This window comes from Streptomyces sp. NPDC054765 (assembly GCF_053612065.1).
This window is the reverse complement of record NZ_JBSHBP010000004.1, coordinates 192,650-215,759: the sequence shown is the minus strand read 5'-3', so window position 1 is coordinate 215,759 and position 23,110 is coordinate 192,650. Positions and strand designations below refer to the sequence as shown.

General features: G+C 71.8%; 14 protein-coding genes. 5 read left to right on the top strand and 9 right to left on the bottom strand.

The annotated features are described in order from the left end of the window. Positions 1-148 precede the first annotated feature (148 nt). On the bottom strand, positions 149-739 hold the full coding sequence (locus ACWGJY_RS04955; RefSeq protein WP_453259380.1) for a hypothetical protein: 591 nt from the start codon (positions 737-739) through the stop codon (positions 149-151). Between the two features lie 544 nt (positions 740-1,283). Here ACWGJY_RS04955 and ACWGJY_RS04950 point away from each other — a divergent pair. Next, positions 1,284-2,150, top strand: a complete 867-nt coding sequence (locus ACWGJY_RS04950; RefSeq protein ID WP_453259379.1) for a methyltransferase domain-containing protein — start codon at positions 1,284-1,286, stop codon at positions 2,148-2,150. A gap of 145 nt (positions 2,151-2,295) precedes the next feature. Here the strand turns inward: ACWGJY_RS04950 and ffh are convergent, their stop codons facing one another. The 5 genes from ffh to nsdA all read right to left on the bottom strand — a co-directional run bounded on the left by ffh (position 2,296) and on the right by nsdA (position 10,216). Next, positions 2,296-3,843, bottom strand: a complete 1,548-nt coding sequence (gene ffh, locus ACWGJY_RS04945) for a signal recognition particle protein (RefSeq protein WP_453259378.1) — start codon at positions 3,841-3,843, stop codon at positions 2,296-2,298. A 96-nt stretch (positions 3,844-3,939) separates the two neighbouring features. Continuing rightward, positions 3,940-6,489 (bottom strand): [protein-PII] uridylyltransferase, encoded by a 2,550-nt coding sequence (locus ACWGJY_RS04940; protein ID WP_453259377.1) that lies wholly within the window; start codon positions 6,487-6,489, stop codon positions 3,940-3,942. A gap of 194 nt (positions 6,490-6,683) precedes the next feature. Further along, the gene (locus ACWGJY_RS04935; protein WP_453259376.1) at positions 6,684-7,022 is read right to left on the bottom strand and encodes a P-II family nitrogen regulator; all 339 of its coding nucleotides are present in this window, start codon (positions 7,020-7,022) and stop codon (positions 6,684-6,686) included. Continuing rightward, on the bottom strand, positions 7,019-8,359 hold the full coding sequence (locus tag ACWGJY_RS04930; RefSeq protein ID WP_453259375.1) for an ammonium transporter: 1,341 nt from the start codon (positions 8,357-8,359) through the stop codon (positions 7,019-7,021). Before ACWGJY_RS04930 ends, ACWGJY_RS04935 begins: the two co-directional genes overlap by 4 nt. Positions 8,360-8,740: 381 nt before the next feature. Then, positions 8,741-10,216, bottom strand: coding sequence for a transcriptional repressor NsdA (gene nsdA / locus ACWGJY_RS04925; RefSeq protein WP_453259374.1), 1,476 nt, complete (start codon positions 10,214-10,216; stop codon positions 8,741-8,743). Positions 10,217-10,731: 515 nt separating this feature from the next. Between nsdA and ACWGJY_RS04920 the strand changes: the two genes are divergently transcribed. Then, positions 10,732-11,400 (top strand): bifunctional DNA primase/polymerase, encoded by a 669-nt coding sequence (locus ACWGJY_RS04920; protein ID WP_453259373.1) that lies wholly within the window; start codon positions 10,732-10,734, stop codon positions 11,398-11,400. 471 nt (positions 11,401-11,871) lie between these two features. On the opposite strand, the gene ftsY is transcribed toward ACWGJY_RS04920, so the two are convergent. After that, on the bottom strand, positions 11,872-13,101 hold the full coding sequence (ftsY, locus tag ACWGJY_RS04915; protein WP_453259372.1) for a signal recognition particle-docking protein FtsY: 1,230 nt from the start codon (positions 13,099-13,101) through the stop codon (positions 11,872-11,874). 146 nt (positions 13,102-13,247) lie between these two features. On the opposite strand from ftsY, the gene ACWGJY_RS04910 reads away from it, so the two are divergent. The 3 genes from ACWGJY_RS04910 to ACWGJY_RS04900 all read left to right on the top strand — a co-directional run bounded on the left by ACWGJY_RS04910 (position 13,248) and on the right by ACWGJY_RS04900 (position 17,308). After that, on the top strand, positions 13,248-14,480 hold the full coding sequence (locus ACWGJY_RS04910) for an NAD(P)/FAD-dependent oxidoreductase (protein WP_453259371.1): 1,233 nt from the start codon (positions 13,248-13,250) through the stop codon (positions 14,478-14,480). A gap of 226 nt (positions 14,481-14,706) precedes the next feature. Then, positions 14,707-16,188, top strand: a complete 1,482-nt coding sequence (locus ACWGJY_RS04905) for a purine-cytosine permease family protein (RefSeq protein WP_453259370.1) — start codon at positions 14,707-14,709, stop codon at positions 16,186-16,188. Between the two features lie 106 nt (positions 16,189-16,294). Further along, positions 16,295-17,308, top strand: coding sequence for an LLM class flavin-dependent oxidoreductase (locus ACWGJY_RS04900; protein ID WP_453259369.1), 1,014 nt, complete (start codon positions 16,295-16,297; stop codon positions 17,306-17,308). Between the two features lie 166 nt (positions 17,309-17,474). On the opposite strand, the gene ACWGJY_RS04895 is transcribed toward ACWGJY_RS04900, so the two are convergent. Together ACWGJY_RS04895 and ACWGJY_RS04890 are read right to left on the bottom strand one after the other, a co-directional pair. Further along, positions 17,475-18,893, bottom strand: coding sequence for a sugar porter family MFS transporter (locus ACWGJY_RS04895; RefSeq protein ID WP_453259368.1), 1,419 nt, complete (start codon positions 18,891-18,893; stop codon positions 17,475-17,477). 334 nt (positions 18,894-19,227) lie between these two features. Beyond that, complete coding sequence (locus tag ACWGJY_RS04890; protein WP_453259367.1) at positions 19,228-23,100, bottom strand: AAA family ATPase; 3,873 nt, start codon at positions 23,098-23,100, stop codon at positions 19,228-19,230. Positions 23,101-23,110 lie beyond the last annotated feature (10 nt).

The window sequence follows — 23,110 nt, the reverse complement described above, 5'->3', positions numbered from 1 at the left end:
TGTCTCCTGGTCTTGACGTGGTGGGGCACAACGGGATGCCACGTGGGGTTGCGGTACTCGGGGTGCCCGATGGACGCGTCAGCCGGAGGAGAGAGGGGTCCTGTGCGACTGTCGAGTACAGCTAGCCATTGTGCCACACGCCCATGGGTCAGCCGACCGCGGCCACCTCGGGAATCCGGAAGGGCTTTCCGCAGCCGCCGCAGACGATCGGCGCCTGGGCGAGCACGGAGGGCACGACGCGGACGTTGCGGCCGCAGTCGCAGACGGCCTTGACGCGGACGCCGCCTCCGGAGGAGCCGTGCCGGGCGGCCGGGCCCCGGAAGCTGCGGGCGGTGTCCGTGGCGGTAGCGGCGGTGTGCGCCTTGAGGGCTCTGGCCAGTCGTTCGATGGTGGGGCGGTAGCGCCGTCTGGCCTCGGGGTTGAGCGTGACCAGGGAGAAGCCGCTGCTGGGGTGCGGCTCGTCGGCATGGTCGAGGCCCAGTTCCTCGGCGATCGCCAGGAAGCGGCGGTTGTGGTAGCGGCCTGCGCGGGAGGTGTCGCGGACGCCGCGGGCGGCGGCAATGCCGTGGACTGCCTCATGGAGCAGCCGTTCGAAGGAGAGTTCGGCGCCGCAGGCGGACGAGGACTCTCCGATCAGGGACTCGGGCGCGGCCAGGTCCGGCAGCTCGGGGTGGTGCCGTTGAATATCGGCCCAGGCGAGCGCCAGTTCGGCGGCGAGGACAGGCGGTGTCGTGCTCACGTCGTGACAACGAGCCGGGGTTGCCCAGTGTTCCGATTCCGGGCCATCCCAAATAATTTGCACGTACCAGTCAGTTTCCGGTCATGAGTCGTGCCGAGGGTGGGGTGCGCAGATCTGCGCAGAAGGCGCCCAGCGGCCCTCAAGCCGGTACGTATCCCCGCGTACGCCGCATGGCGTAGCCGGTCGTATCGGCGGCGATGATCACCGCGGCGATCGTACGGGGAGCACCTGTGCCCGCCCGCACCGGCTCGTATCCCACCGTAGGGGCCGGTGGGGGCGGCCGGCCGCGCGGTACCCGGGGCGCGGGAGGCGTCCGGGCGGCGGGCGCTGCCGTGGCGGAACGACGCCGGCCGGGGCACCCTGGAACGGCGCTCCAGGGAGCGGGCCCGGCGCACACGGGGGCGCGCGGGAGACAACCCCGGCGCATCCCCTGGACGCCCGGACGAATGCGCAGTTGTCTGGATCGCGGGGGCGCACCACGCGCGAACACGGGGGCGATCGGTACGGAACAGCTTCGGGTTCTCGGCGAATAGGGGCGCTATCGATGTCACCCACGCTCGTGCGGCACCAGCTTCCGCACTCCGGATCCATGCGCTGCGACGACCCGCCCGTCCCGGCCCGGTCACGGGCGCGCACCCGTGACTGGGCCGAGATCCAGGAGCGGATGCTGGTGCCGCTGTACGAAGCGGCGTACGACCGCCTGGGGATCGGCCCCGGTACCCGTCTGCTGGGGCTGGGCTGCGGCTCCGGGCTGGCGCTGCTGCTCGCGGCGGCGCGCGGTGCGCAGGTCAGCGGGGTGGACGCGGACGAGTCCCGGCTGGAGCTGGCGCGGGAACGGCTCACGCCGGACGGTATGCCGGAGCACACCCGGCTGGTCAGCGGCGGTCTGGAGGACGCGGCGCCCGGGGATGCCGCGTTCAATGTGGTCACGGCGTTCCACCCGGTGGGCTGTGTGAGCACGGTCGAGGGGCTGACGGCGTCGCTCACCGCGGCGGCCGGGCTGTCGGAGCGCGGCAGCGCGGTGGTGCTGGGCGGCTGGGGGCCCGTGGAGCGGTGTGCCACGGTCGGGGTGCTGCGGGTGGCGCGGCGACTGACCGGCCCTTCGGGCGACTGCCTCGTGGGCAGCGCCGGATGGCGGCCCAGCGGCCGGGACGATCTGGAGGAGCTGGCGGAGCGGGCCGGGCTGCGGCCCGATGGTTCGGGGCGGGTGTCCTGCCCGTTCGGGTATGCGGATCCGGGGAGCGCGGTGCGGGGGCTGCTGTCGACGGGGCTGTTCGATGCGGCGCTGGAGGCGGCCGAGCAGCACCAGGTGGAGAAAGAGCTCGCGGAGGCGTTGCATCCGTATCAGCGGGCGGACGGAACGGTGTGGATGCCGAACGTCTTCCGCTATCTGATCGCGCGGACGAGGTAGTGCGGACGAGGGAGTAGCGGGCCGGCGGCAAGGCCCGGGGTGGGCGTCCGGCGGCAGCCCGGCAGTATCCGGTCCGCCCCGGGAAAAGGGCGAGCCCCCGACCGCCCGAGGCGGTCGGGGGCTCGCGCGCCGCAGTTGCGGGGACTCAGCCCATGAACTTCTTGAATTCCTCGGGGAGTTCGAAGTTCTGCGGGTCCTGGCCGCCCTGGGGCAGTCCCAGCGGGTTGCCGGACTGGGCGGCCTCGCGGCGCGCGGCCGCGGCCTCCTCGTCGGCCTTGCGCTTCATCGGGTTACCGCTCTTGCGCTTGCCCTTGGCCTGCTTGATCTGCTTCTTCTTACGAGCACCGCCGCCCATGCCAGGCATCCCCGGCATGCCGGGCATGCCGCCGCCCTGGGCCATCTTGGACATCATCTTGCGGGCCTCGAAGAACCGCTCGACCAGGCCCTTGACCGCGCTGACGTCGACACCGGAGCCCTTGGCGATCCGGGCCCGGCGCGAGCCGTTGATGATCGTCGGCTCGTGGCGCTCGGCCGGGGTCATCGACTTGATGATGGCGGCCGTACGGTCGACCTCGCGCTCGTCGAGGTTGTTGATCTGGTCCTTCATCTGCCCCATGCCGGGCAGCATGCCGAGCAGCTTGGAGATGGAGCCCATCTTGCGGACCTGCTCCATCTGGGCCAGGAAGTCGTCGAGGGTGAACTCCTTGGGGCCCTTCGCCAGCTTGGCCGCCATCTTCTCGGCCTCGGCCTGGCTGAAGGTCTGCTCGGCCTTCTCGATGAGCGAGAGCATGTCGCCCATGCCGAGGATGCGCGACGCCATGCGGTCCGGGTGGAACGCGTCGAAGTCGTCCAGCTTCTCGCCGTTGGAGGCGAACATGACCTGCTTGCCGGTGACGTGCGCGATGGACAGCGCGGCACCACCGCGGGCGTCACCGTCGAGCTTGGAGAGCACCACACCGTCGAAGCCGACGCCGTCGCGGAACGCCTCGGCGGTGTTGACCGCGTCCTGACCGATCATCGCGTCGACGACGAAGAGGACCTCGTCGGGGCTGACCGCGTCACGGATGTCCGCGGCCTGCTGCATCAGCTCCTGGTCGATGCCCAGGCGGCCGGCGGTGTCGACGATGACGACGTCGTGCTGCTTGGTCCGCGCGTACTCGATGGAGTCCTTGGCGACCTGGACCGGGTTGCCGACGCCGTTGCCGGGCTCGGGGCCGTAGAACGCGACATCCGCGCGCTCCGAGACGACCTGCAGCTGGTTGACGGCGTTGGGGCGCTGGAGGTCACAGGCGACCAGCAGCGGGGCGTGACCCTGCGTCTTGAGCCAGCGGCCGAGCTTTCCGGCGAGAGTGGTCTTACCGGCACCCTGCAGACCGGCCAGCATGATCACGGTCGGCGGGGTCTTGGCGAACCGCAGCCGGCGGGTCTCGCCGCCGAGGATGCCGATGAGCTCCTCGTTGACGATCTTGATGACCTGCTGGGCGGGGTTCAGCGCCTGGGAGACCTCGGAGCCGGCGGCGCGCTCCTTGACCCGCTTGATGAAGGCGCGGACCACGGGGAGGGCGACATCGGCCTCGAGCAGCGCGATACGGATCTCGCGCGCTGTGGCGTCGATGTCCGCCTCACTCAGGCGGCCCTTGCCCCGGAGGTTTTTGAAAGTACTCGCCAAGCGGTCGGAAAGCGTATCGAACACGGCGGTCGTCGATCCTCGGGGTCGGGGGCGGGGTCCAGTCGGGTTCCAGGGTATCCGGCTGCGCAAGCGCACCGGTCCCGCCCTGTTCCCCCGCGGCTACTGCAGGGCGCGCTCCACGGCCGCCGCCACCTCGTGGGCCGCGTCGTCGGTCAGGGGCTCCCCGTCCGTCCCGGTGACGTAGAACGCATCCACCGCATTCGCGCCCAGCGTGCTGATGTGGGCGCTGCGGACGGCGACACCGGCTTTCTCCAGGGCGCGGCCGATGCGGTGCAGCAGACCGTGGGCGTCCTGGGCGCGGACCTCGATGACGGTCGCGGTGCGGGAGCTGCCGGGGGCCACGCTGACCCGGGGCGGCGGGGCGAGCACCGCACGCGCACGGCGGGCGTAGGCGCGTTCGCGCTCGGCGAGACGGGCGGGGATGTCGAGGGAGCCGTCCAGGGCGCGGACCAGGTCGGCGCGCAGCCGGTCGGCGCGCGGCAGCGAGCCGTATTCGGCGGCCACCCGCCAGCTCAGCAGCAGGACCGGACCTTCGTCGACGGGGTCGAGCAGCAGCAGGTCGGCGGCGCGGACGGTGAGCCGGTGCAGGGCCAGCACACCGGCCGCGGCGGGCAGGACGCCCCTCGACCCGGTGCCCGCCGGGCTCGTCGGGGGGCGGCCGGGCGGCCGGTGGGCGGGTACGGCGATGAGCAGCTCCACCCCGACCGGTGCCTGGGCGGGCGTTTGGGACCCGTCCCCGGCTTCGGTGGGGGCTTCGGTGCGGGCGTGCAGTGCCAGGACCGGGCCGCCGGTGCGCCGGGCCTCGGCCGCCAGCCGCTCCTGCTCCGCGGTCGGCTCATCGGCGCCGCGTACCTCTGTGTGCGGCTCCCCCGCGAGCCGTGCGGCGACCCGTTTGACCAGGTCGGCGACGAGTCCGCCGCGCCAGGTGCTCCAGGCGGCGGGCCCGGTGGCCAGGGCATCGGCCTCGGTCAGGGCGTGCAGCAGCTCCAGGGTGCCGGTGCTGCCGACGGCCTCGGCGACCGCGCCGACGGTCGCCGGGTCGTCCAGATCGCGCCGGGTGGCGGTCTCGATGAGCAGCAGATGGTGCCGTACGAGGGTGGCGATCACCGCGGTGTCGCGGGCGCCGAAGCCGAGCCGGGCCGCCATGTCGTGGGCGATGGTCTCGCCGGCCACCGAGTGGTCGCCGGGCCAGCCCTTGCCGATGTCGTGCAGCAGGGCGGCGACCAGCAGCAGATCGGGGCGGTGCACCCGGCGGGTCAGCGCGCAGGCCCGTACGGCGGTCTCGACGAGATGGCGGTCCACCGTCCAGGTGTGGACCGGGTTGCGCTGGGGGCGGCAGCGGACGCGCTCCCAGTCGGGCAGCAGCCGCGTGATGACGCCCTCGGCCTCCAGGGCCTCCCATACGGGCACGGCGTGGCTGCCCGCGCCCAGCAGCGTCACCAGCTGCTCGCGGGCCTCGGCGGGCCACGGCACGGGCAGTGGCCGGGCGGCGGTGGCCGTGGCGCAGCGGCGGATGGCGTGGGTGGCCAGCGGCAGCCCGGCCTGGGCGGCGGCGGCCGCGGCGCGCAGCACCAGCACCGGGTCCCGCTCGGGGCGTGCCGTACGGGCCAGCACCGCCTCGCCGTCGAGTTCGACGACGCCCTCGGCGAGCGGGGAGCGCTCGCCCCTGCCCGCGGTCCGGCCGTGCAGCAGCCCGCGCAGCATGGGTTTGACGGAGCGGGCGCGCAGCACCCGGCCGACCTCGCGCCAGGTGATATCGGCCGCGTAGGAGATGGTGCGGGCGGCTTCGTAGGTCTGCCGCAGCAGGGCGTCCGCGTCGAGGACGCCGAGGGCGCCGGCGACCTGGTCCTGTTCCTGGAGGGCGAGCCGGTCGGTGGCGCGGCCGGTCGTGAGGTGGAGCGCGTCGCGGGTGTCGAGCAGACGGGTGCGGGCGGCTTCCAGGCCGCCGCGCGGGGCGTCGGCGAGCCAGGAGGCGGCGACCGCACGGAGCGCGGTCGCGTCCCGCAGCCCGCCCCTGGCCTCCTTGAGGTCGGGTTCGAGGAGGTATTGGAGTTCGCCCTGCCGCTCGGCGCGCTCCTGGCACAGGTCGTGGAGTTCCGGGAGCCGCTTGGGGGCGCTCTCGCGCCAGTCGGCGTAGGCGGCGGTGCGCAGCGCGCCGGTCAGTTCCACGTCGCCGGCCAGATGGCGGGCGTCGAGCAGCCCCAGTTGCACCTTCAGGTCGTCACGGGCCGCTTTTCGGGCCTCGGCGGGGGTGCGTACGGAGTGGTCGAGGTCGAGGCCGAGGTCCCAGACGGGGTACCAGAGGTGGTCGGCGAGCGCGGCGAGGGCCCCGGTGTCGGCGCGGCCGTCGTGCAGCAGGAGCAGGTCGAGGTCGCTGCGCGGGGAGAGCTCGCCGCGGCCGTAGCCGCCGACGGCCACCAGGGCGGTGCCGGTGAGGCCGGCGGCGGTGGCGTGCCGGGTCAGCAGCCCGGCCAGCCAGTCATCCGTCAGCCGGGCGAGGGCGGCGCGGCGGTCGGGTCCGATGGCCGCCTCGTCCTGGAGGAGCCGCAGCCGGGCCGCGGGATAGCCGCCGTCCGGGGCGGGCGGAGGCCCGGATCCCGGGCCCGGTGCTCCGTCCGGTCCTGCCGTTTCCTCGACGCTGTCCGTCAAGTCGCGCGCTCCTCGGTCGTGTTGTCCCCCGCCGTCACTGGCTGCCCCGCCCGGCGTTCCCTGCGGCCCGCCGTTCCCGCCCCTTCAGTCTGGGCCGCTGCGGGGCGGACGGCCATCCGTCGCCCCGGGCGTCCGCTCCGGCCCGGCGGCGGATGCCGCACCGGGACCGGAGCCGCGCCACGGCCGTGGTGCCGTCACAGTGCGTCCGGTCCCCGTTCCCCGGTCCGCACCCGTACCGCGTCGTCGACGGGGATGCTCCACACCTTCCCGTCGCCGATCTTGCCGGTGCGGGCAGCCTTGACGACCACATCCATCAGCTCCTCGGCGTCGGCGTCCTCGACCAGCACCTCGATGCGGATCTTCGGCACCAGGTCGACGGTGTACTCGGCGCCGCGGTACACCTCCGTGTGCCCGCGCTGCCTGCCGTAGCCGCTGGCCTCGGTGAGCGTCAGACCGTGCACACCGAATGACTGCAGGGCGTCCTTCACCTCGTCCAGCCGGTGCGGCTTGATTACTGCCGTGATGAGCTTCACGCTTCCACCTTCTTTGTCAGGGCCTCGCCGAGTGCCGGTCCCTTGCGGCCGACCGTGCCACCGCCCGCGCCGGTGAAGTCGTACGCGGTCTCCGCGTGCGCGGCCTGGTCGATGCCGGCGACCTCCTCGTCCTCGCCGACCCGGAAGCCCATCACCAGGTCGATGAGCTTGGCAAGGACGTACGAGACGACCAGGGAGTACAGCAGCACGCAGACCACCCCGACGGCCTGTTTGCCGAGCTGTTCGAAGCCGCCGCCGTAGAACAGGCCCTTGGCCTTGCTCTGCACCCCGCCGGTGGCGAACAGGCCGATCAGCAGCGAGCCGACGACACCGCCGACGAGGTGGACGCCGATGACATCGAGGGAGTCGTCGTAGCCGAACCTGTATTTGAGATTGACGGCCATGGCGCACAGCACACCGGCGATCACGCCCACCGCGATGGCGCCCAGCGGGCTGACCGCGCCGCAGGCCGGGGTGATCGCGACGAGCCCGGCGACCGCTCCGGAGGCGGCGCCGAGCGTGGTGAACGAGCCGTGCCGGATCTTCTCGTAGGCCAGCCAGCCGAGCATCGCGGCGGCGGTGGCGACCTGGGTGTTGACGAAGGCGACCGCGCCGATGCCGTCGTCGTTGCCGAGCCAGGAGCCGGCGTTGAAGCCGAACCAGCCGAACCACAGCAGTCCGGCGCCGAGCATCACCAGCGGCAGGCTGTGCGGCCGCATCGGGTCCTTCTTGAAGCCGATGCGCTTGCCGACGACGAGGATCACGCCGAGCGCCGCGGCACCGGCGTTGATGTGCACGGCCGTACCGCCGGCGAAGTCGATGACCCCCAGCCGGAAGAGCCAGCCGCCCTCGGCCCACACCCAGTGGGCGACGGGGAAGTAGACGACGGTGACCCACAGGGCGATGAAGACCGCCCAGGCGGTGAACTTCACCCGGTCGGCGAGCGCACCGCTGATCAGCGCGGGCGTGATGACCGCGAACATCAGCTGGAAGACCGCGAAGACATAGACCGGGATGCTGCTGGCGCCCCACAGCTCGGTCAGGCCGATGCCACTGAGGCCCGCGAAGTTGCCGTTCCAGCCGATGAAGCCGCCGTTGTCGTTGCCGAAGGCGAGCCCGAAGCCGTACAGGACCCACAGGATCGTGACGATGCCCAGGCTGATGAAGCTCATCATCAGCATGTTGAGCACGCTCTTGACCCGGACCATGCCCCCGTAGAAGAAGGCGAGCCCGGGGGTCATGACCATCACCAGTGCGGAGCAGATCAGCATGAACCCGGTGTTGGCCGGGCTGAGCGTCACCTTGTCTGCTGCAAGCGTCAGGATGCCTGGGGGCATCGGCGTCTCCTCGTCGTCGATGCGGCCCGTGCGGGCGTGTTTCTGGTGGGCCGACTTCGCGATGAGGTTGTCGCAGCGTGGTTTCGGCCAAACCTTGCGGGTGTTTCACCCCAGTGACGAAGACGACCCCCGTGTTACGCCCCGATGAACTGCCGGATCAGCCCGCCACCACCCGTTCAACCCACCGAAACCACCCATGGAGCAACCCCGCGGCGCCCGGCCACCTCCGCGACAGCGGCGCCGGCTCAGACGTCGGCTCAGGCGCCGGCTCAGACGCAAAAGCAGGCCCGGCCACGGCTGCCGCCCGCGTGACCTGGCATGGGGGAGCCGAGTCGGGCTGTACGGGGCGGCGGCCGTGGCCGGAGTTCGTGGGACGTGCCGTCAGACGGCCGCCGCTGATTCGGGCAGTTGGCGGGTGAGCTCGTCGCTGAGCCGGATCACCTCGGCGACACCGCCGAATTCCCGGGCCGCGGTGTCCACCGTCTTGCGCAGCCGGGTGTTGACCCGCTCCGAGCGGACCTGCCGGGCGAACGGGATCGCCTGCTGCGCCATCGCCGCGCAGGCCTCCGGCTCCTTCTGCAGCAGATGCACGGTGGCCATCCCGATGAGGTTGAGGGCATACGAACGCTGGTGCTCGGGGTCCTGGCCGAACAGCTCCACGGCGCGTTCCATGACGGGCTCGGCGAGCGAGGCGTAGGTAGGGCTGCGGCCGGCGACATAGGCGAGGTCGCGGTAGGAGTGGGCGTTCTCGGCGTTCAGCTCGGCCTCGGAGAAGAAGCGGATCCAGTCCGGTTCGGGCTCGCCGGGCAGGACGTCGGAGAAGGTGTCCTCGGCCATCCGGACGGCCCGCTTGACCTTGCTGGGCTGGCCCATTCCGGCGTAGGCGCGGGCCTCCATCGCATACAACATGGCCTGGGTACGGGGGGTGGCCGATTCACGACTGCCGTACTGGGCCAGATGGATGAGCTCCAGCGCATCGTCGGGCCGGCCGAGGTGGATCATCTGCCGGCTCATGCTGGAGAGGATGTACGAGCCCAGGGGCCGGTCGCCGGCCTCCTTGGACGCATGCAGCGCCAGCACGAAGTACTTCTGCGCGGTGGGCTGCAGCCCGATGTCGTAACTCATCCAGCCGGCGAGTTCGGCGAGTTCGGCGGCGACCTTGAACAGCCGCTTGGCGACCGCCGCCGGCTGCGGCTCCTGGAGGAGGTCGGTGACCTCGTGAAGCTGGCCGACCACCGCCTTGCGCCGCAGCCCGCCGCCGCACTGCGCGTCCCACTGGCGGAACATCGCGGTCGTCGACTCCAGCAGATCCAGCTCCGGTTTGGACAGCCGCGCGGGACGCCGGGCCCGGTCGGGCTGCTCCTCCGCGCCTCCCTGGCCCGCGGGCACCGGGACCAGCCAGCGCTGCATCGGCTCGATGAGGCTGGGACCGGCGGCGAGGGCGAGAGAGGTGCCCAGGAAGCCGCGGCGCGCCAGCATCAGGTCACTGCGCGAGAACTCGCTGATGAGGCTGACCGTTTGGGCCCCGGCCCAGGGCAGGTCCACTCCGGAGACGGACGGGGACTGGTGCCCGGAGCGCAGCCCCAGTTCCTCGATGCCGACCACACAGCCGAAGCGCTCGGAGAACAGCTCGGACAGGATCCGCGGAATGGGCTCGCGCGGCTGCTCACCGTCGAGCCAGCGGCGCACCCGCGAGGTGTCCGTGCTGATGTGGTGCGCGCCCATCTGGCGTGCCCGGCGGTTGACCTGCCGCGCCAGCTCCCCCTTGGACCAGCCGCTGCGCATGAACCACGAACCCAGCTGTGCGTTGGGTTGTTTGGCAGCGTCGGTGCCGCCCGTGCCGCCGTTGCCTCCCACTGGAAGCCCCCATCCCGATAGCTGCCTTGAAGCCTGCTGCGTGCTGCGTGCTGCGTGCTGCGTGCTGCGTGCTGCGTGCTGCGAACCGTCCCCAGGCTGCCGTACGTTGCGACGCCTGTCCGGGGTACATCTACCCGACCACGGATTCTGGCCACACCTTTTGGCCTGTGCTCGACCGGTGCGTTGCCACCGGCATACCCGTGCGAAGGATGCCTCTTCGGGGTTCGTGCACCGAAAGTAATCCTACGATCACGTCTCACGCGAGGCCGATTGCCGAAACGCCACCATTCGCCACCCCTTCGTATGAACTCCCCGCCAGGCTCTCGCGATTGACTTGACACAGGTCGAGCAAGGCCGGGCGGAGCGAAGCGCGCAAGGGCTCACACGGCGCACCGCACCACCCGGCACACCACCTCACACCACCGGCACCGCGGGCCGGCGACGGAGCGTGAAGACATCACGTCGTCAACCCGCCGACTCGTAACCACTGGCACGTACCACCCGTTGGAGGGGGCATGGGCTTCACGATCGGCGGCATCCGAGAGATGCGTTCCAGCTCCCGGCGCCGCGCCCGCTCGACCGAAATCACTGCGGTGACGGAGTACACCGGTCTGTGGGGCTGGGATGTCGTCCCCGGTGCGAGGGCGGTGCGCGCGGGCAGCGGGCGTCCGGACTGCTCGTGCGGCACCGACGACTGCCCCTCCCCCGGTGCTCATCCGCTGGCCTTCGCGGAGGAGTTAGCGGCCGGGACCACCTGGGAGGCGGTCGCCGCGGCCTGGGCGGAGACACCGGGCGCCGCGCTGCTCCTCCCGGTGGGCCGGTCGTTCGACATCCTCGACGTGCCGCAGGCCGCGGGCCGCAACGCCCTGGCGCGCCTGGAGCGGATGGGTCTGCCGCTCGGCCCGGCCGCGCTGACCCCGACCGGCCGTGCGCTGTTCTTCGTCGCCCCCGGCACGGCCAAGGAACTCCCCGATCTGCTCTACCGGATGGGCTGGGACGACGCCACGCTCGACCTGCGCTCCCTGGGCCCCGGCGACCACATCACCGCGCCCCCCTCCGACCTCGGCGGCCACGGCCCGATGCGCTGGCTGCGCCCGCCGACGCCGGACACCGCGGCCCGGCCGCCGCAGGCGCGGCTGGTGCTGGGCACCCTGGCGTATGTGTGCAACCGCTCGGCGGTCTGAGTCCGGGCGCCTCGTTTCCCGCTTCCCGGCCGTAGGGCTCACGGGCCGCGACATCGCGTAGGCACCACAGGAGGCGTAGGCACCACAGGAGGCGTAGGCACCGCAGGAGGCGTAGGCACCGCAGGAGGTCTGGGCATCACAGGAGGTCTGTCCGGGCACCGGCGGCGTGCTGGCGGGCCCGCACGATCGTGGAGTCGGCCGGCACCAGGGGCCGTGTCACGCGCCATGCGGAACGAGCCCCCGGCACACTCTGCGACGACGTGACGGAGGACCGTAGACGTGTCAGGCGGCCGTCACCCTCGCATCCCTGCTGATGTGGGCGTGACCTTCGACGACAACTTCCGGGTGTGCCGCATGGGGAACTCCTGGATGTGCCGCATGGAGAAGGGGACAAGACGTCGGCCCCCGGTACCCGCCAGGTGCGGGCCCGGGGGCCGATAACCGTCCGGGCGTGACGCCCCGACGGCGGCCTCAGTCGATCAGGGCGTCGACGAAGGCCTCCGGCTCGAACGGCGCCAGGTCGTCCGCGCCCTCGCCCAGGCCGACGAGCTTGACGGGGACGCCGAGTTCACGCTGGACGGCGACGATGATGCCGCCCTTGGCGGTGCCGTCGAGCTTGGTGAGCACCACACCGGTGATGTCCACGACCTCGGCGAACACCCGGGCCTGGACCAGGCCGTTCTGGCCGGTGGTGGCGTCCAGGACGAGCAGCACCTCGCCGACCGGGCCGTGCTTCTCGACGACCCGCTTGACCTTGCCGAGCTCGTCCATCAGCCCGGTCTTGGTGTGCAGCCGGCCCGCGGTGTCGATGAGGACGACATCGGCGGTTTCGGCGATGCCTTCCTTCACGGCGTCGAAGGCGATCGAGGCGGGGTCACCGCCTTCGGGCCCGCGGACGGTGCGGGCACCGACCCGCTCGCCCCAGGTCTGCAGCTGGTCGGCGGCCGCGGCACGGAAGGTGTCGGCCGCGCCGAGGACCACGGACTTGCCGTCGGCGACCAGCACCCGGGCGAGCTTGCCGGTGGTGGTGGTCTTGCCGGTGCCGTTGACGCCGACGACCATGACGACGCCGGGGATCTCGTCGCCGCCGTTGCCGATGCCGTTGTCGGTGTGCACGGTGCGGTCGGCGTCCGTGCCGATGAGGGTGAGGAGTTCCTCGCGCAGCAGTTCACGCAGCCCCTCGGGCGTACGGGTGCCGAGGACCTTGACCCGCTCCCGCAGCCGCTCTACCAGCTCCTGGGTGGGGGCGACGCCGACATCGGCGGTCAGCAGGGTGTCCTCGATTTCCTCCCAGGTCTCCTCGTCGAGATGTTCGCGGGAGAGCAGGGTCAGCAGCCCCTTGCCCAGGGTGTTCTGCGAGCGGGAGAGCCGGGCGCGCAGCCGGACCAGTCGTCCCGCGGTGGGCTCGGGGATCTCGATCTCGGGCGCGGCGGGCGCCTCGGGCTCGGCGGCCGGCACCTCGGCCACGGGGGCCTCGGCGGTGGGCAGCGTGACTTCTTCGATGGTGCGACGCTCTTCGTCGCGGGGGGTCTCGGCCTCCTCGCCGACCTGCGGTTCGGCGGGGGGCGCGGTGGCGGAGGGCTTCGGGGCAGCCGGCGGGGACGGCGGCAGCTGCTTTTTCTTGCGGCCACTGACGACGAGCCCGCTGATCGCGCCGAGCACGACCACGGCGATGACTACGGCAAGGATGACGGTTTCCATAACCCCTCCAGTATCAGCCACGCCCCCTCCGTGGGGACCGCACGCGCCGAACCTGGATGAGTGGTGTCCTGAATCAATTCTGGATGTGTAATATCCGGATTCCATCGCCAGGGAACGGCCCGCGGTGCACCGGGAGAGGAATCCGGATGTTTGATGTCCTGGTTTTGGGCGGCGGCTTCGCCGGGCTGTGGAGCGCCGCAGCGGCGACCCGGCTGTTGCGCGCCCACGAGACCGCGCCCGGCGGCCATTCCGTCGCGCTGCTCACTCCGCACCCCGATCTGGTCCTGCGACCGCGCCTCTACGAGTCCGACCCGGCCCGGATGCGGGTACCGCTCGACCGGGTGCTGGGCCCCGTCGGGGTCCGGCGGATCGCCGCCACCGCGACCGCCGTGGACACCGCCCGGCGCCGGGTGACCGCCACCACGTCCGACGGCACCCGCACCGAAGTGACCTACCGGCGCCTCGTACTGGCCACCGGGAGCGCGGTGGTGCGGCCCGAGCTGCCCGGCGCCGCGCTGCTGCACGACATCGACACCCTGCCGGCCGCGGTGCGGCTGGCGGAGCATCTGCGGGCGCTGCCCGAGGCGCCGTACGGGCCGGGCCGCTGGACCGCGGTGGTCGTCGGGGCCGGTTTCACCGGGCTGGAGATCGCCACCGAGCTGGTCGGCCGGCTGCGCGCACTGGCCGCTCCCTACGGCGCGGCGGACGAGGTGCGGGTGGTGCTGGTCGAGCGCGCGGAGGCGGTCGGCGCGGGGCTGGGCGCGGCGGCCCGGCCGGTGATCACCCGGGCACTGGACGACCTGGGCGTCGAACGCCGCCTGGGCACCACCGTCACGGGCCTGGACGCATGCGCGGTACACCTCGCCGACGGCAGCACCCTCGCGGCCCGTACGGCCGTGTGGACCGCGGGAATGCGGGCGAGCGCCCTGACCGCACAGATCCCCGCGCCCCGGGACGCACTGGGGCGGCTCGCGGTGGACGGCGCCCTGCGGGTGCGCGGCGTCGAGGGCGTTTATGCGGCCGGGGACACCGCGGCGGCCGCGGCCGAGGGCGGCCACACCGTCCTGCAGAGCTGCCAGTACGCCACACCGCTCGGCAAGGTGGCCGGCCACAACGCCGCGGCCGGTCTGCTCGGTCTGCCGCCGGTGGACTTCACGCCCGATCCGTACCGCACCTGTCTCGATCTCGGCGCGGCAGGCGCGGTGGCCACGGCCGGCTGGGACCGGACACTACGGGAGGGCCCCGAAGGGTTCGCCAAGGAGCTCAAGCAGGCCATCAACGAGACATGGATCTCGCCGCCGGCCGATGACCCGCAGGAGCTGTTGCGGCGGGCGGACCACCGGGTCGGCCAGCGGCCGCCCGTGGCGTTCCCGGCCTGATCAGAGGCGCTCGACTGGACGCTTCGACGAGGGTGGGTGACACTCGTTCCCGTCGTCGGGTCCAACGGTGCGCAAGGGGAGAAGTTGGATCAAAGTACGATGGTGGACGGCCGCGCAACGCGCGTAGAGTCCTGGCAACCAATTCTGGCCAGGCACCACAGCTGCTGCCTGCACCCTCTCCCCCCCGGGGGTGCCTCCAGATCCCCGCACGGAGATACCTGCACCAATGGGCACCACGTCCGCATCCGCTCCCGCAACCGAAGGCGCCGTCGAGACCCGCGGCATCGAGCCCGTTCCCGACAACGAACGCCAGGGCCGCGTCCGCGAGCTCTTCCCGACCTGGGTCGCCGCCAACATCAGCGTGCTGCTGCTGACCATGGGCGCCTCGCTCGTGGTCAACAACGGGCTGAACTTCTGGCAGGTCCTGCTGGTGGCCGCGATCGCCGCGGCCGTCGCCTTCGGCATGGTGGGCGTGCTGTCGGTCTCGGGCAAGTGGGGCGGCGCCCCCGGCGCGACGCTCTCCCGGGCCGCCTTCGGCGTCCGCGGCAACTACTTCCCCGGCGCGATCCTGTGGGTTGCCCGCTTCGGCTGGGAAACGATCAACGCGGTCACCGGTGCCTACGCGGTGCTGACCGTGCTGCATCTGCTGCTGGGCATCGAGAGCAGCAACGTCCTCGTCGTCGTCACCCTGCTCTCCTTCGTGGCCGTCACGTACCTGGTGAGCGGGCTGGGCCGCAAGGCGCTGAACGTCTGCAACACGTACTCGACATACCTGTTCGGCCTGTTCAGCATCATGGTGCTGGTGTACCTGGTCGCCACGATGGACTGGAACGCCATTTTCGCCAAGAAGGCCGGCACCACCGCCATGGTGATCGCGGGCATCGGCACCATCGCGGCCGGCGGTATCAGCTGGGTGCCCACCGGGCCCGACTTCGCGCGCTACCTCCCGCACTCCGCGTCCGGCAGGAAGATCGTCGGCACCACCGTCTCCGGTGCGGCCCTGGTGCTGCTGCCGATGGTGCTGATGGGCGGCGTGATGGCCGTCTCCAGCCCGAAGCTGGCCGGGCAGAACACCGACCCGATGTCGTTCCTCGGCACCATCCTGCCGTCCTGGCTCGCGGTGCCGTACCTGGTCACCGCGCTGGTCGGCATGGTGCTGATCAACAGCCTGTCGATGTACTCCGCGGGCTTCACCGCCCAGACCATGGGCGTCAAGCTGCCGCGTGCCCTCGCGGTCAGCATCAATGCCGTCATCAGCCTGGTCGGCGGCCTGTTCATGATGCTGGTGGCCAAGGACTTCATCGGCCAGTTCATCGCCTTCCTGACGCTGCTCGCGGTCTCCTTCTCCGCCTGGATCGGCGTCTACGGCATCGACATGGCCCGCCGGCGCAAGCTGGCGGTGCGCTATGACGCCGACAGCCTGATGAACACCGGCCGCACCAGCCGCTACTGGTACACCGGCGGCTTCTGCTGGCAGGCCATGACGGCCTGGGCCGTCGCGCTGGCCGCGGGGCTGTGCTTCACCAAGGTCCAGTGGTTCACCGGCCCGCTGGCCACCACCTGGATCGGCGAGAACGGCCTGGGCTGGGCGGCCACGATCGCGATCGCCGCGGTGGTCTTCGCCGTCCTGCCGACGCCCCGGGAGTCCGTCCCGGCGGACGGCCCCGGCCGCGCGGCCGAGGACCGGCAGCCGGCCGAGGTGGGCTGACCCGGCTCCGCCCCGCGGACCGGGACCGGATCCCCTCTCTAGCGATCTGACGCAACGTCAGCTAACGTCCCCTTCGCCAACCGCCCTGGCGAAGGGGACGTTAGCCATGTCTGCCCTGTCCGGCCTTCCTGACCTGCCCGTCACCGTCCTGCGCATCAACCTCGTCGACCCCGAGCCCACGCCCGCCACGCTGTCCGCCCGCTACCGGGCCGCCGTCGAGATGGCCGCGTTCGCCGACGACCGCGGCTTCACCATGGTCCAGACCGAGGAGCACCACGCCACCACGAACGGCTGGATGCCCTCCCCGCTCACCTTCGCGGGCGCCGTCTTCGGCGCCACCCGCCGCATCGGCGTCACGGTCTCCGCGCTGATCACCCCGCTGCACGATCCCCTGCGGCTGGCCGAGGACCTCGCCTCGCTCGACCTCCTCAGCGGCGGCCGGCTGGTCACCGTCGCCGGCCTCGGCTACCGGCCCGAGGAGTACGCGGCGCACGGGAAGGACTGGCCGGGCCGTGGCGCACTCCAGGACGAGGTGCTGGAGACCCTGCTGAACGCCTGGACCGGCGAACCGTTCGCCTACCGGGGGCGCACCGTCCAGGTCACGCCCCGCCCGTACACCCGGCCGCACCCGCTGCTGCTGATCGGCGGCAGCTCACGGGCCGCGGCCCGCCGCGCGGCCCGGCTGGGGCTCCCCCTCTTCCCCAGCGCACACCTCCCTGAGCTGGAGACCTACTACCACGAGCAGCGCACCGCCTTCGGCACCGACGGCTGGGTGCTGCAGCCGCCCGAACGGACCTCGTTCCTCCACGTCTCCGAGGATCCGGACCGCACCTGGGCCGAGTACGGCCGCCATCTGCTGCACGAGGCCCGGCTGTACGCCTCCTGGCAGTCCGCCGGGATCCGCTCCGCGGTGCGCTCGTCCGCCCAGGACGTCGCGGCACTGCGCAAGGAGGGCGTCTACCGCATCGTCACCCCGGACGAGTGCCTCGAAGCCGCCCGGCAGGCGGGCAGCCAGGGTTCGCTGATCCTGCATCCGCTGTGCGGCGGGATGCCCGTCGATGAGGGCTGGCGCTGCCTCCATCTGTTCGCCGAGCGGGTGCTTACCGGCCTCAAGGAGTGACGGCCGGGCGGGTCAGCCTTCCGGGGGGAAGACGCACCACACACAGCCCGCCGCCGACTGTGGTACGTGGACCGCGCAGACAAAAGCAGACAAAAAACGGGTACTGCCCGGGGTCCCTGATGACCCGGGGCAGTACCCAGTGCTGAGGAGAAGGACTGGCGGGGGGTTAGCCCATCTCCTCCAACGCCTTGCCCTTGGTCTCCTTGACGTACCTCAGCACGAAGGGGATCGAGAGCAGGGCGAAGACCGCGTAGATGACGTACGTACCCGAGAGGTTCCAGTCCGAGAGGCTCGGGAAGCTGGCTGTGATGGCCCAGTTGGCGATCCACTGCGCACAGGCGGCGACGCCCAGCGCGGCGGCGCGGATCTTGTTCGGGAACATCTCGCCCAGGAAGACCCAGACCACGACGCCCCAGGAGAGCGCGAAGAAGAGCACGAAGACATGGGCGGCGATCAGGGCCACGGTGCCTTCGGTGGCCGGCAGGGTGCCGGCCGCGGTCTTGGCGGAGAAGGCCCACGCCTCCAGGGCGAGCGCGATGGCCATACCGGCCGAGCCGATCAGCGCCAGCGGGCGGCGGCCGATCCTGTCGACGAAGATCATCGCGATCACGGTGCCGATGATGTTGATGATCGACGTCGTGAAGCTGTAGAAGAACGAGGCGCTCGGGTTGATGCCGACGGACTGCCACAGCGCCGAGGAGTAGTAGAACGCGACGTTGATGCCGACCAGCTGCTGGAAGACCGACAGTCCGATACCGACCCAGACGATCGGCAGGAAGGCGAACCTGCCGCCGAGCAGGTCCTTGAACGACGCCTTGTGCTCGCGGCGCATCGCGTCCTGGATCTCCGTGACCCGCTTGTCGAGGTCCACGGTGTGCCCCTCGACCTCGGCGAGCACCTCATGGGCATGGGAGATCTTGCCGACGGAGATCAGGTAGCGCGGCGACTCGGGGATCGCGAAGGAGAGCAGGCCGTAGAGGACGGCCGGGACGACCATCACGCCGAGCATCCACTGCCAGGCCTCCAGGCCGGCGATGACGCCGCGCTGCTTGCCGTCGGCGAGGTTGAGGATGCCCCAGTTGACGAGCTGGGAAATGGCGATGCCGACGACGATCGCGGCCTGCTGGAACGAGCCGAGACGGCCGCGGTAGGCGGACGGCGAGACCTCGGCGATGTAGGCCGGGCCGATGACCGAGGCCATACCGATCGCGAAACCGCCGATGATCCGCCAGAAGGCCAGGTCCCAGAGGGCGAACGGCAAAGCGGAGCCGACCGCGCTGATGGTGAACAGCACCGCGGAGATCTGCATCACGCGGATGCGGCCTATCCGGTCCGCGATCCGGCCTGCGGTGGCGGCGCCGATGGCACAGCCGATCAGCGCGATGGCGATCACCTGCGCGAGTACGGCGGACCCGACGTCGTAACGGTCGCGGATCGCCTCGACGGCGCCGTTGATGACGGAGCTGTCATAGCCGAAGAGAAAGCCGCCCATCGCGGCAGCCGCGGTGATGAAGATGACATGGCCGAGATGCTCGGGATGGGCCTTACGGCCTTCCGAACCCGTCGGCTGCGCGGTGCTGGTCAACGTGAACTCCAGTGGCCCGGCTGCGCTGCCGGGTTAGGGGGCTGGCCCTTCAAGTGGTGCATAGGTTGGGGGCACCCACCACTTGAAGGTAAAAGCAACGTTGCAGAGACTATGCCTTCAAGTTTCGAAGTCAATAGGGCGGAATGAATTTGTTTCTCGGTCACCCGAGAGGCAGTTCATTCAAGTTGTGAACTGATGGAGTGTCGGACACTCAGCGCGACCGATATCGGCCCGGGGAGTGCCGCCGCACCTGCCGAAGAAGGCCGGTATCGGCCCGCGGCCGTCGTGGGTACGGGCCGTGCTCGCGCGCTCGGTACGGGCCGTGCCCCCGCGCTCAGTGCAGCCGCTGGCTGATGACCTTCGATACGCCGTCACCCTGCATCGATACCCCGTAGAGCGCGTCCGCGACCTCCATCGTCCGCTTCTGATGCGTGATCACGATCAGCTGCGAGCTCTCCTGCAGCTCCTCCATGATCCCGATCAGCCGCTGCAGATTGGTGTCGTCCAAGGCGGCTTCGACCTCGTCCATCACATAGAACGGGCTGGGCCGCGCCTTGAAGATCGACACCAGCAGCGCCACGGCGGTCAGCGAGCGCTCACCACCCGACAACAGCGACAGCCGCTTGACCTTCTTCCCCGGGGGACGCGCCTCCACGTCCACACCGGTCGCCAGCATGTCGTCCGGATCGGTCAGCACCAGCCGTCCCTCGCCGCCGGGGAAGAGCCGCGCGAAGACGCCCTCGAACTCGCGGGCCGTGTCCTGGTACGCCTGCGTGAAGACCTGCTCCACCCGCTCGTCGACCTCCTTGACCACCTGCATCAGGTCGGTCCGGGTCTTCTTCAAGTCTTCAAGCTGCTCGCTCAGGAACCGGTGCCGTTCCTCCAGCGCCGCGAACTCCTCCAACGCCAGCGGATTCACCTTCCCGAGCTGCTGGTACGCCCGCTCGGCGGCCTTGAGCCGCTTCTCCTGCTCGGCCCGTACATAGGGCACCGGCTGGTTGCGCGGATGCTCCGGATCGTCGGGGAGCGCCTCGCCGTCGGCGGCCGGCGAGGGCGGGACGAGCTGTCCGGGGCCGTACTCGGACATCAGTCCGGCCGGCTCCACCCCCAGCTCCTCCAGCGCCTTGGTCTCCAGCTGCTCGATCCGCAGCCGCTTCTCCGCGCCCAGCACCTCGCCGCGGTGCATCGAGTCCGTCAGCTTGTCCAGCTCGGACTTCACTTCCCGGCCCTGGTTGCGCTCGGCCACCAGCGCCTGCTCCCGCTCGGCCTTGGCCCGCTCCGCCGCGCTCCGCTCCTCCTCGGCGCGTACCGCCGACACTTCGACATGCGCCAGCAGTTGCCGGGCACCGGCGGTGACCGCCCCGGCCACCTCCGCCTCGTGCCGCAGCCGCTCGCGCCGCCGCTCGGCCCGTACCCGTGCCTCGCGCTCGGCGCGCGCCCCCCGGTCGAGCGCATCCGCCCGCCCGGCGAGCGCCTTCACCCGCTCCTCGTGCGTACGCGCCTGGAGCCGGGCCTCCATCTCGGTCTGCCGCGCATTGGCACCGTCGGCGGCCAGCCGGTCCCGTACGGACGTATCGGGCTCCTCGTCGCCGGCCCCCGGTTCCTCCTCGGCCACCGCAAGACGCCCGGCCAGCTCCTCGGCCTCCTCGGTGGCCCGCAGCAACGCCTCCTCGGCCTTGGCAGCCGCCGCGCCGGACCGCTCGGCCTCGCCCGCCGCCGCCCGTGCCTGCCCGCCGAGCCGGCCCAGGTCCCCGGCGACCTTCGACTTCTCGCGGTCCGCCGCCCGCCGCCGCTCGGCCAGCTCCTCGACCAGCGCGGCACACTCCGTACGACGCTCCGCCGCGGACCGCTGCGCCCGCGTCAGCTCCGCGCAGCGCGCCGCCAGCTCCTCCAGCTCGGCCGCCGCCTCGTCGACGGATGCCTGTACCTCCAGCAGGCTCGGCGCACCGGCGGAGCCGCCCTGTGCGAAGTGCGCCCCGAGCAGATCGCCCGCACCGGTCACGGCCGTCAGCTCCGGCCGCTCGGCCACCAGCTCCTCGGCGTCCTCCAGCGTCCCGACCACCACGACATCCCGCAGCAGCCGGGCCACGGCGGCCGTCAACTCCGCCGGTCCCCGTACCAGTTCATCCGCAGGTACGGGCTCCGGACGGGGCGCGGGGACACGGTGCCCGGCCGGCCCGTGGGCATCCGGCGCCACGGCCGTACCCTCGCGGGCGCCGGTTACGTCCCCGTCGGTGCCCTCAGCCGTCCGAGTTCCCCCCTTGGCCCTGCTGGCCCCGCCGGCCCTGCTGGCCCCATGTACCGCATCAGCCTCATGAACGCCGCAGTCCCCGTCGGCCTCACGCCGCCCCGGCACCCGGACAGCCGCAGCAGCCTCCACCGCATCGACGGCATCCACGGCCTCCGCAGCCCGCACCGCCCCCGCGGACTCCACCGCCTCCACGGCCCGCACGGGCGCAGGCACCAGCCCGGCGCCGCGCCGGCCCCCGCTGCTCCCCAGCACCATCGCCGCCCGCCCCGCGTCCTGTGTGCGCAGCAGCCGGATGGCCTCGGCGGCGGTGCCCGGGTCGGTGACGGCGAGGGCGTCCGCGGCCACGCCGAGGGCGGCCGCCACCGGGATCTCGTAGCCGGGGGTGACGGTCAGCAGTTCCGCCGCCGGGCCGAGCAGACCGGTGAGCTGGTCCGCGGCGGCCAGCAGCGCACCGGTGCCGTCCTTGCGGCGCAGCCCGAGGGCCAGCGCGTCATGCCGGGCGGCGGTCGCGGCCCGGCTGCGCTCGGCCGTGGTCAGCGCCTCACGGGCGGCGGACAGCGCGGACTCCGCCTCCGCCAGCTCCCGGCGGGCCGCCTCGTGCCGCTCGGCGATCTCCTCGTCGTTCGCGTCCAGCCCGTCGACCTCTGCCTTGAGCTGCTCGTACTCCTCCTGGGCGGTGGCCGCCCGGCGCCGGGCGTCGTCCCTGGCCTCGGCCAGCCGGCCGATCTCCGCCTGCGCCGAGGCGGCCCGGCCGCGGGCGGCCGTGACCTGTCCGCTCAGCCGGGCCAGTCCCTCGCGGCGGTCGGCGATGGCCCGAGCCACGTCCCGCAGCCGCCGCTCCTCGTCCGCCAACTGCCGCTCCAGCGCGGCACGGTGTTCGACGGTGTCCTCCAGCGCCCGGCTCGCCGCCTCCAGGGCGGCCGTCAACTCCGCCTCCTGCTCGCGGATCCGGGCGGCCTCGCGCTCCATGTCCTCGGGGTCGCGCCCGTGCCGCTCCTCCGGCGGGGCCGCCGTGGCGCTCTTGACCCGCGCCTCGGCGAGCGAGACCGTGCCGCGCACCCGCTCCGCAAGCCGGGAGAGCTCGTACCAGGTCTGCTGTGCGCGCTGCACCCGCGGCGTCAGCGTACGGACGTCCTCCTCCAGCGCCGCCTCGCGCTGCTGGGCGGCGCGCAGCCGGGCCTCGGCAGCCTCCTTGCGCTCCTTGAGCGCCGCCTCGTCCGCGATCTCGGCGCGCAGCGCCCGGCGCAGGGTGACGAGGTCGTCGGCGAGCAGCCGCAGCCGGGCGTCGCGCAGGTCCGCCTGGATGACGGCGGCCCGCCGGGCGACCGCGGCCTGCCGCCCCAGCGGTTTGAGCTGGCGCCGCAGCTCATCGGTCAGATCCTGGACGCGGGCGAGGTTGGCCTTCATCGCCTCCAGCTTCCGCAGCGCCTTTTCCTTGCGCTTGCGATGCTTCAGAACACCGGCCGCCTCCTCGATGAAGGCCCGGCGCCCCATCGGATCGGCGTGCAGCACGGAGTCGAGCTGGCCCTGCCCGACGATGACGTGCATCTCCCGGCCGATACCGGAATCGGAGAGCAGTTCCTGGATATCCAGCAGCCGGCAGGTGTCACCGTTGATCTGGTACTCGCTGCCGCCATTGCGGAACATGATCCGGGTGAGGGTGACTTCGGCGTACTCGATCGGCAGTGCACCGTCGGAGTTGTCGATGGTGAGCGAGACCTCGGCGCGGCCGAGCGGCGGCCGCCCGGTCGTCCCGGCGAAGATGACGTCCTCCATCTTCCCGCCGCGCAGCGACTTGGCGCCCTGCTCGCCCATGACCCAGGACAGCGCGTCCACGACATTGGACTTGCCGGAGCCGTTGGGGCCCACGACACAGGTGATGCCGGGCTCGAACCGCAGCGTCGTGGCGGAGGCGAAGGACTTGAAACCTCGCAGGGTCAAACTCTTGAGATGCACGCCATTGGAC

What these genes read in the sequence shown, in the direction of transcription:
- ACWGJY_RS04900 (WP_453259369.1), top strand. Translation starts at nt 16,295, where the DNA reads ATGTCTGCCCTGTCCGGCCTTCCTGACCTGCCCGTCACCGTCCTGCGC.
- ACWGJY_RS04950 (WP_453259379.1), top strand. Translation starts at nt 1,284, where the DNA reads ATGTCACCCACGCTCGTGCGGCACCAGCTTCCGCACTCCGGATCCATG.
- ACWGJY_RS04910 (WP_453259371.1), top strand. Translation starts at nt 13,248, where the DNA reads ATGTTTGATGTCCTGGTTTTGGGCGGCGGCTTCGCCGGGCTGTGGAGC.
- ftsY (WP_453259372.1), bottom strand. Translation starts at nt 13,101, where the DNA reads ATGGAAACCGTCATCCTTGCCGTAGTCATCGCCGTGGTCGTGCTCGGC.
- ACWGJY_RS04920 (WP_453259373.1), top strand. Translation starts at nt 10,732, where the DNA reads ATGGGCTTCACGATCGGCGGCATCCGAGAGATGCGTTCCAGCTCCCGG.
- ACWGJY_RS04930 (WP_453259375.1), bottom strand. Translation starts at nt 8,359, where the DNA reads ATGCCCCCAGGCATCCTGACGCTTGCAGCAGACAAGGTGACGCTCAGC.
- ACWGJY_RS04905 (WP_453259370.1), top strand. Translation starts at nt 14,707, where the DNA reads ATGGGCACCACGTCCGCATCCGCTCCCGCAACCGAAGGCGCCGTCGAG.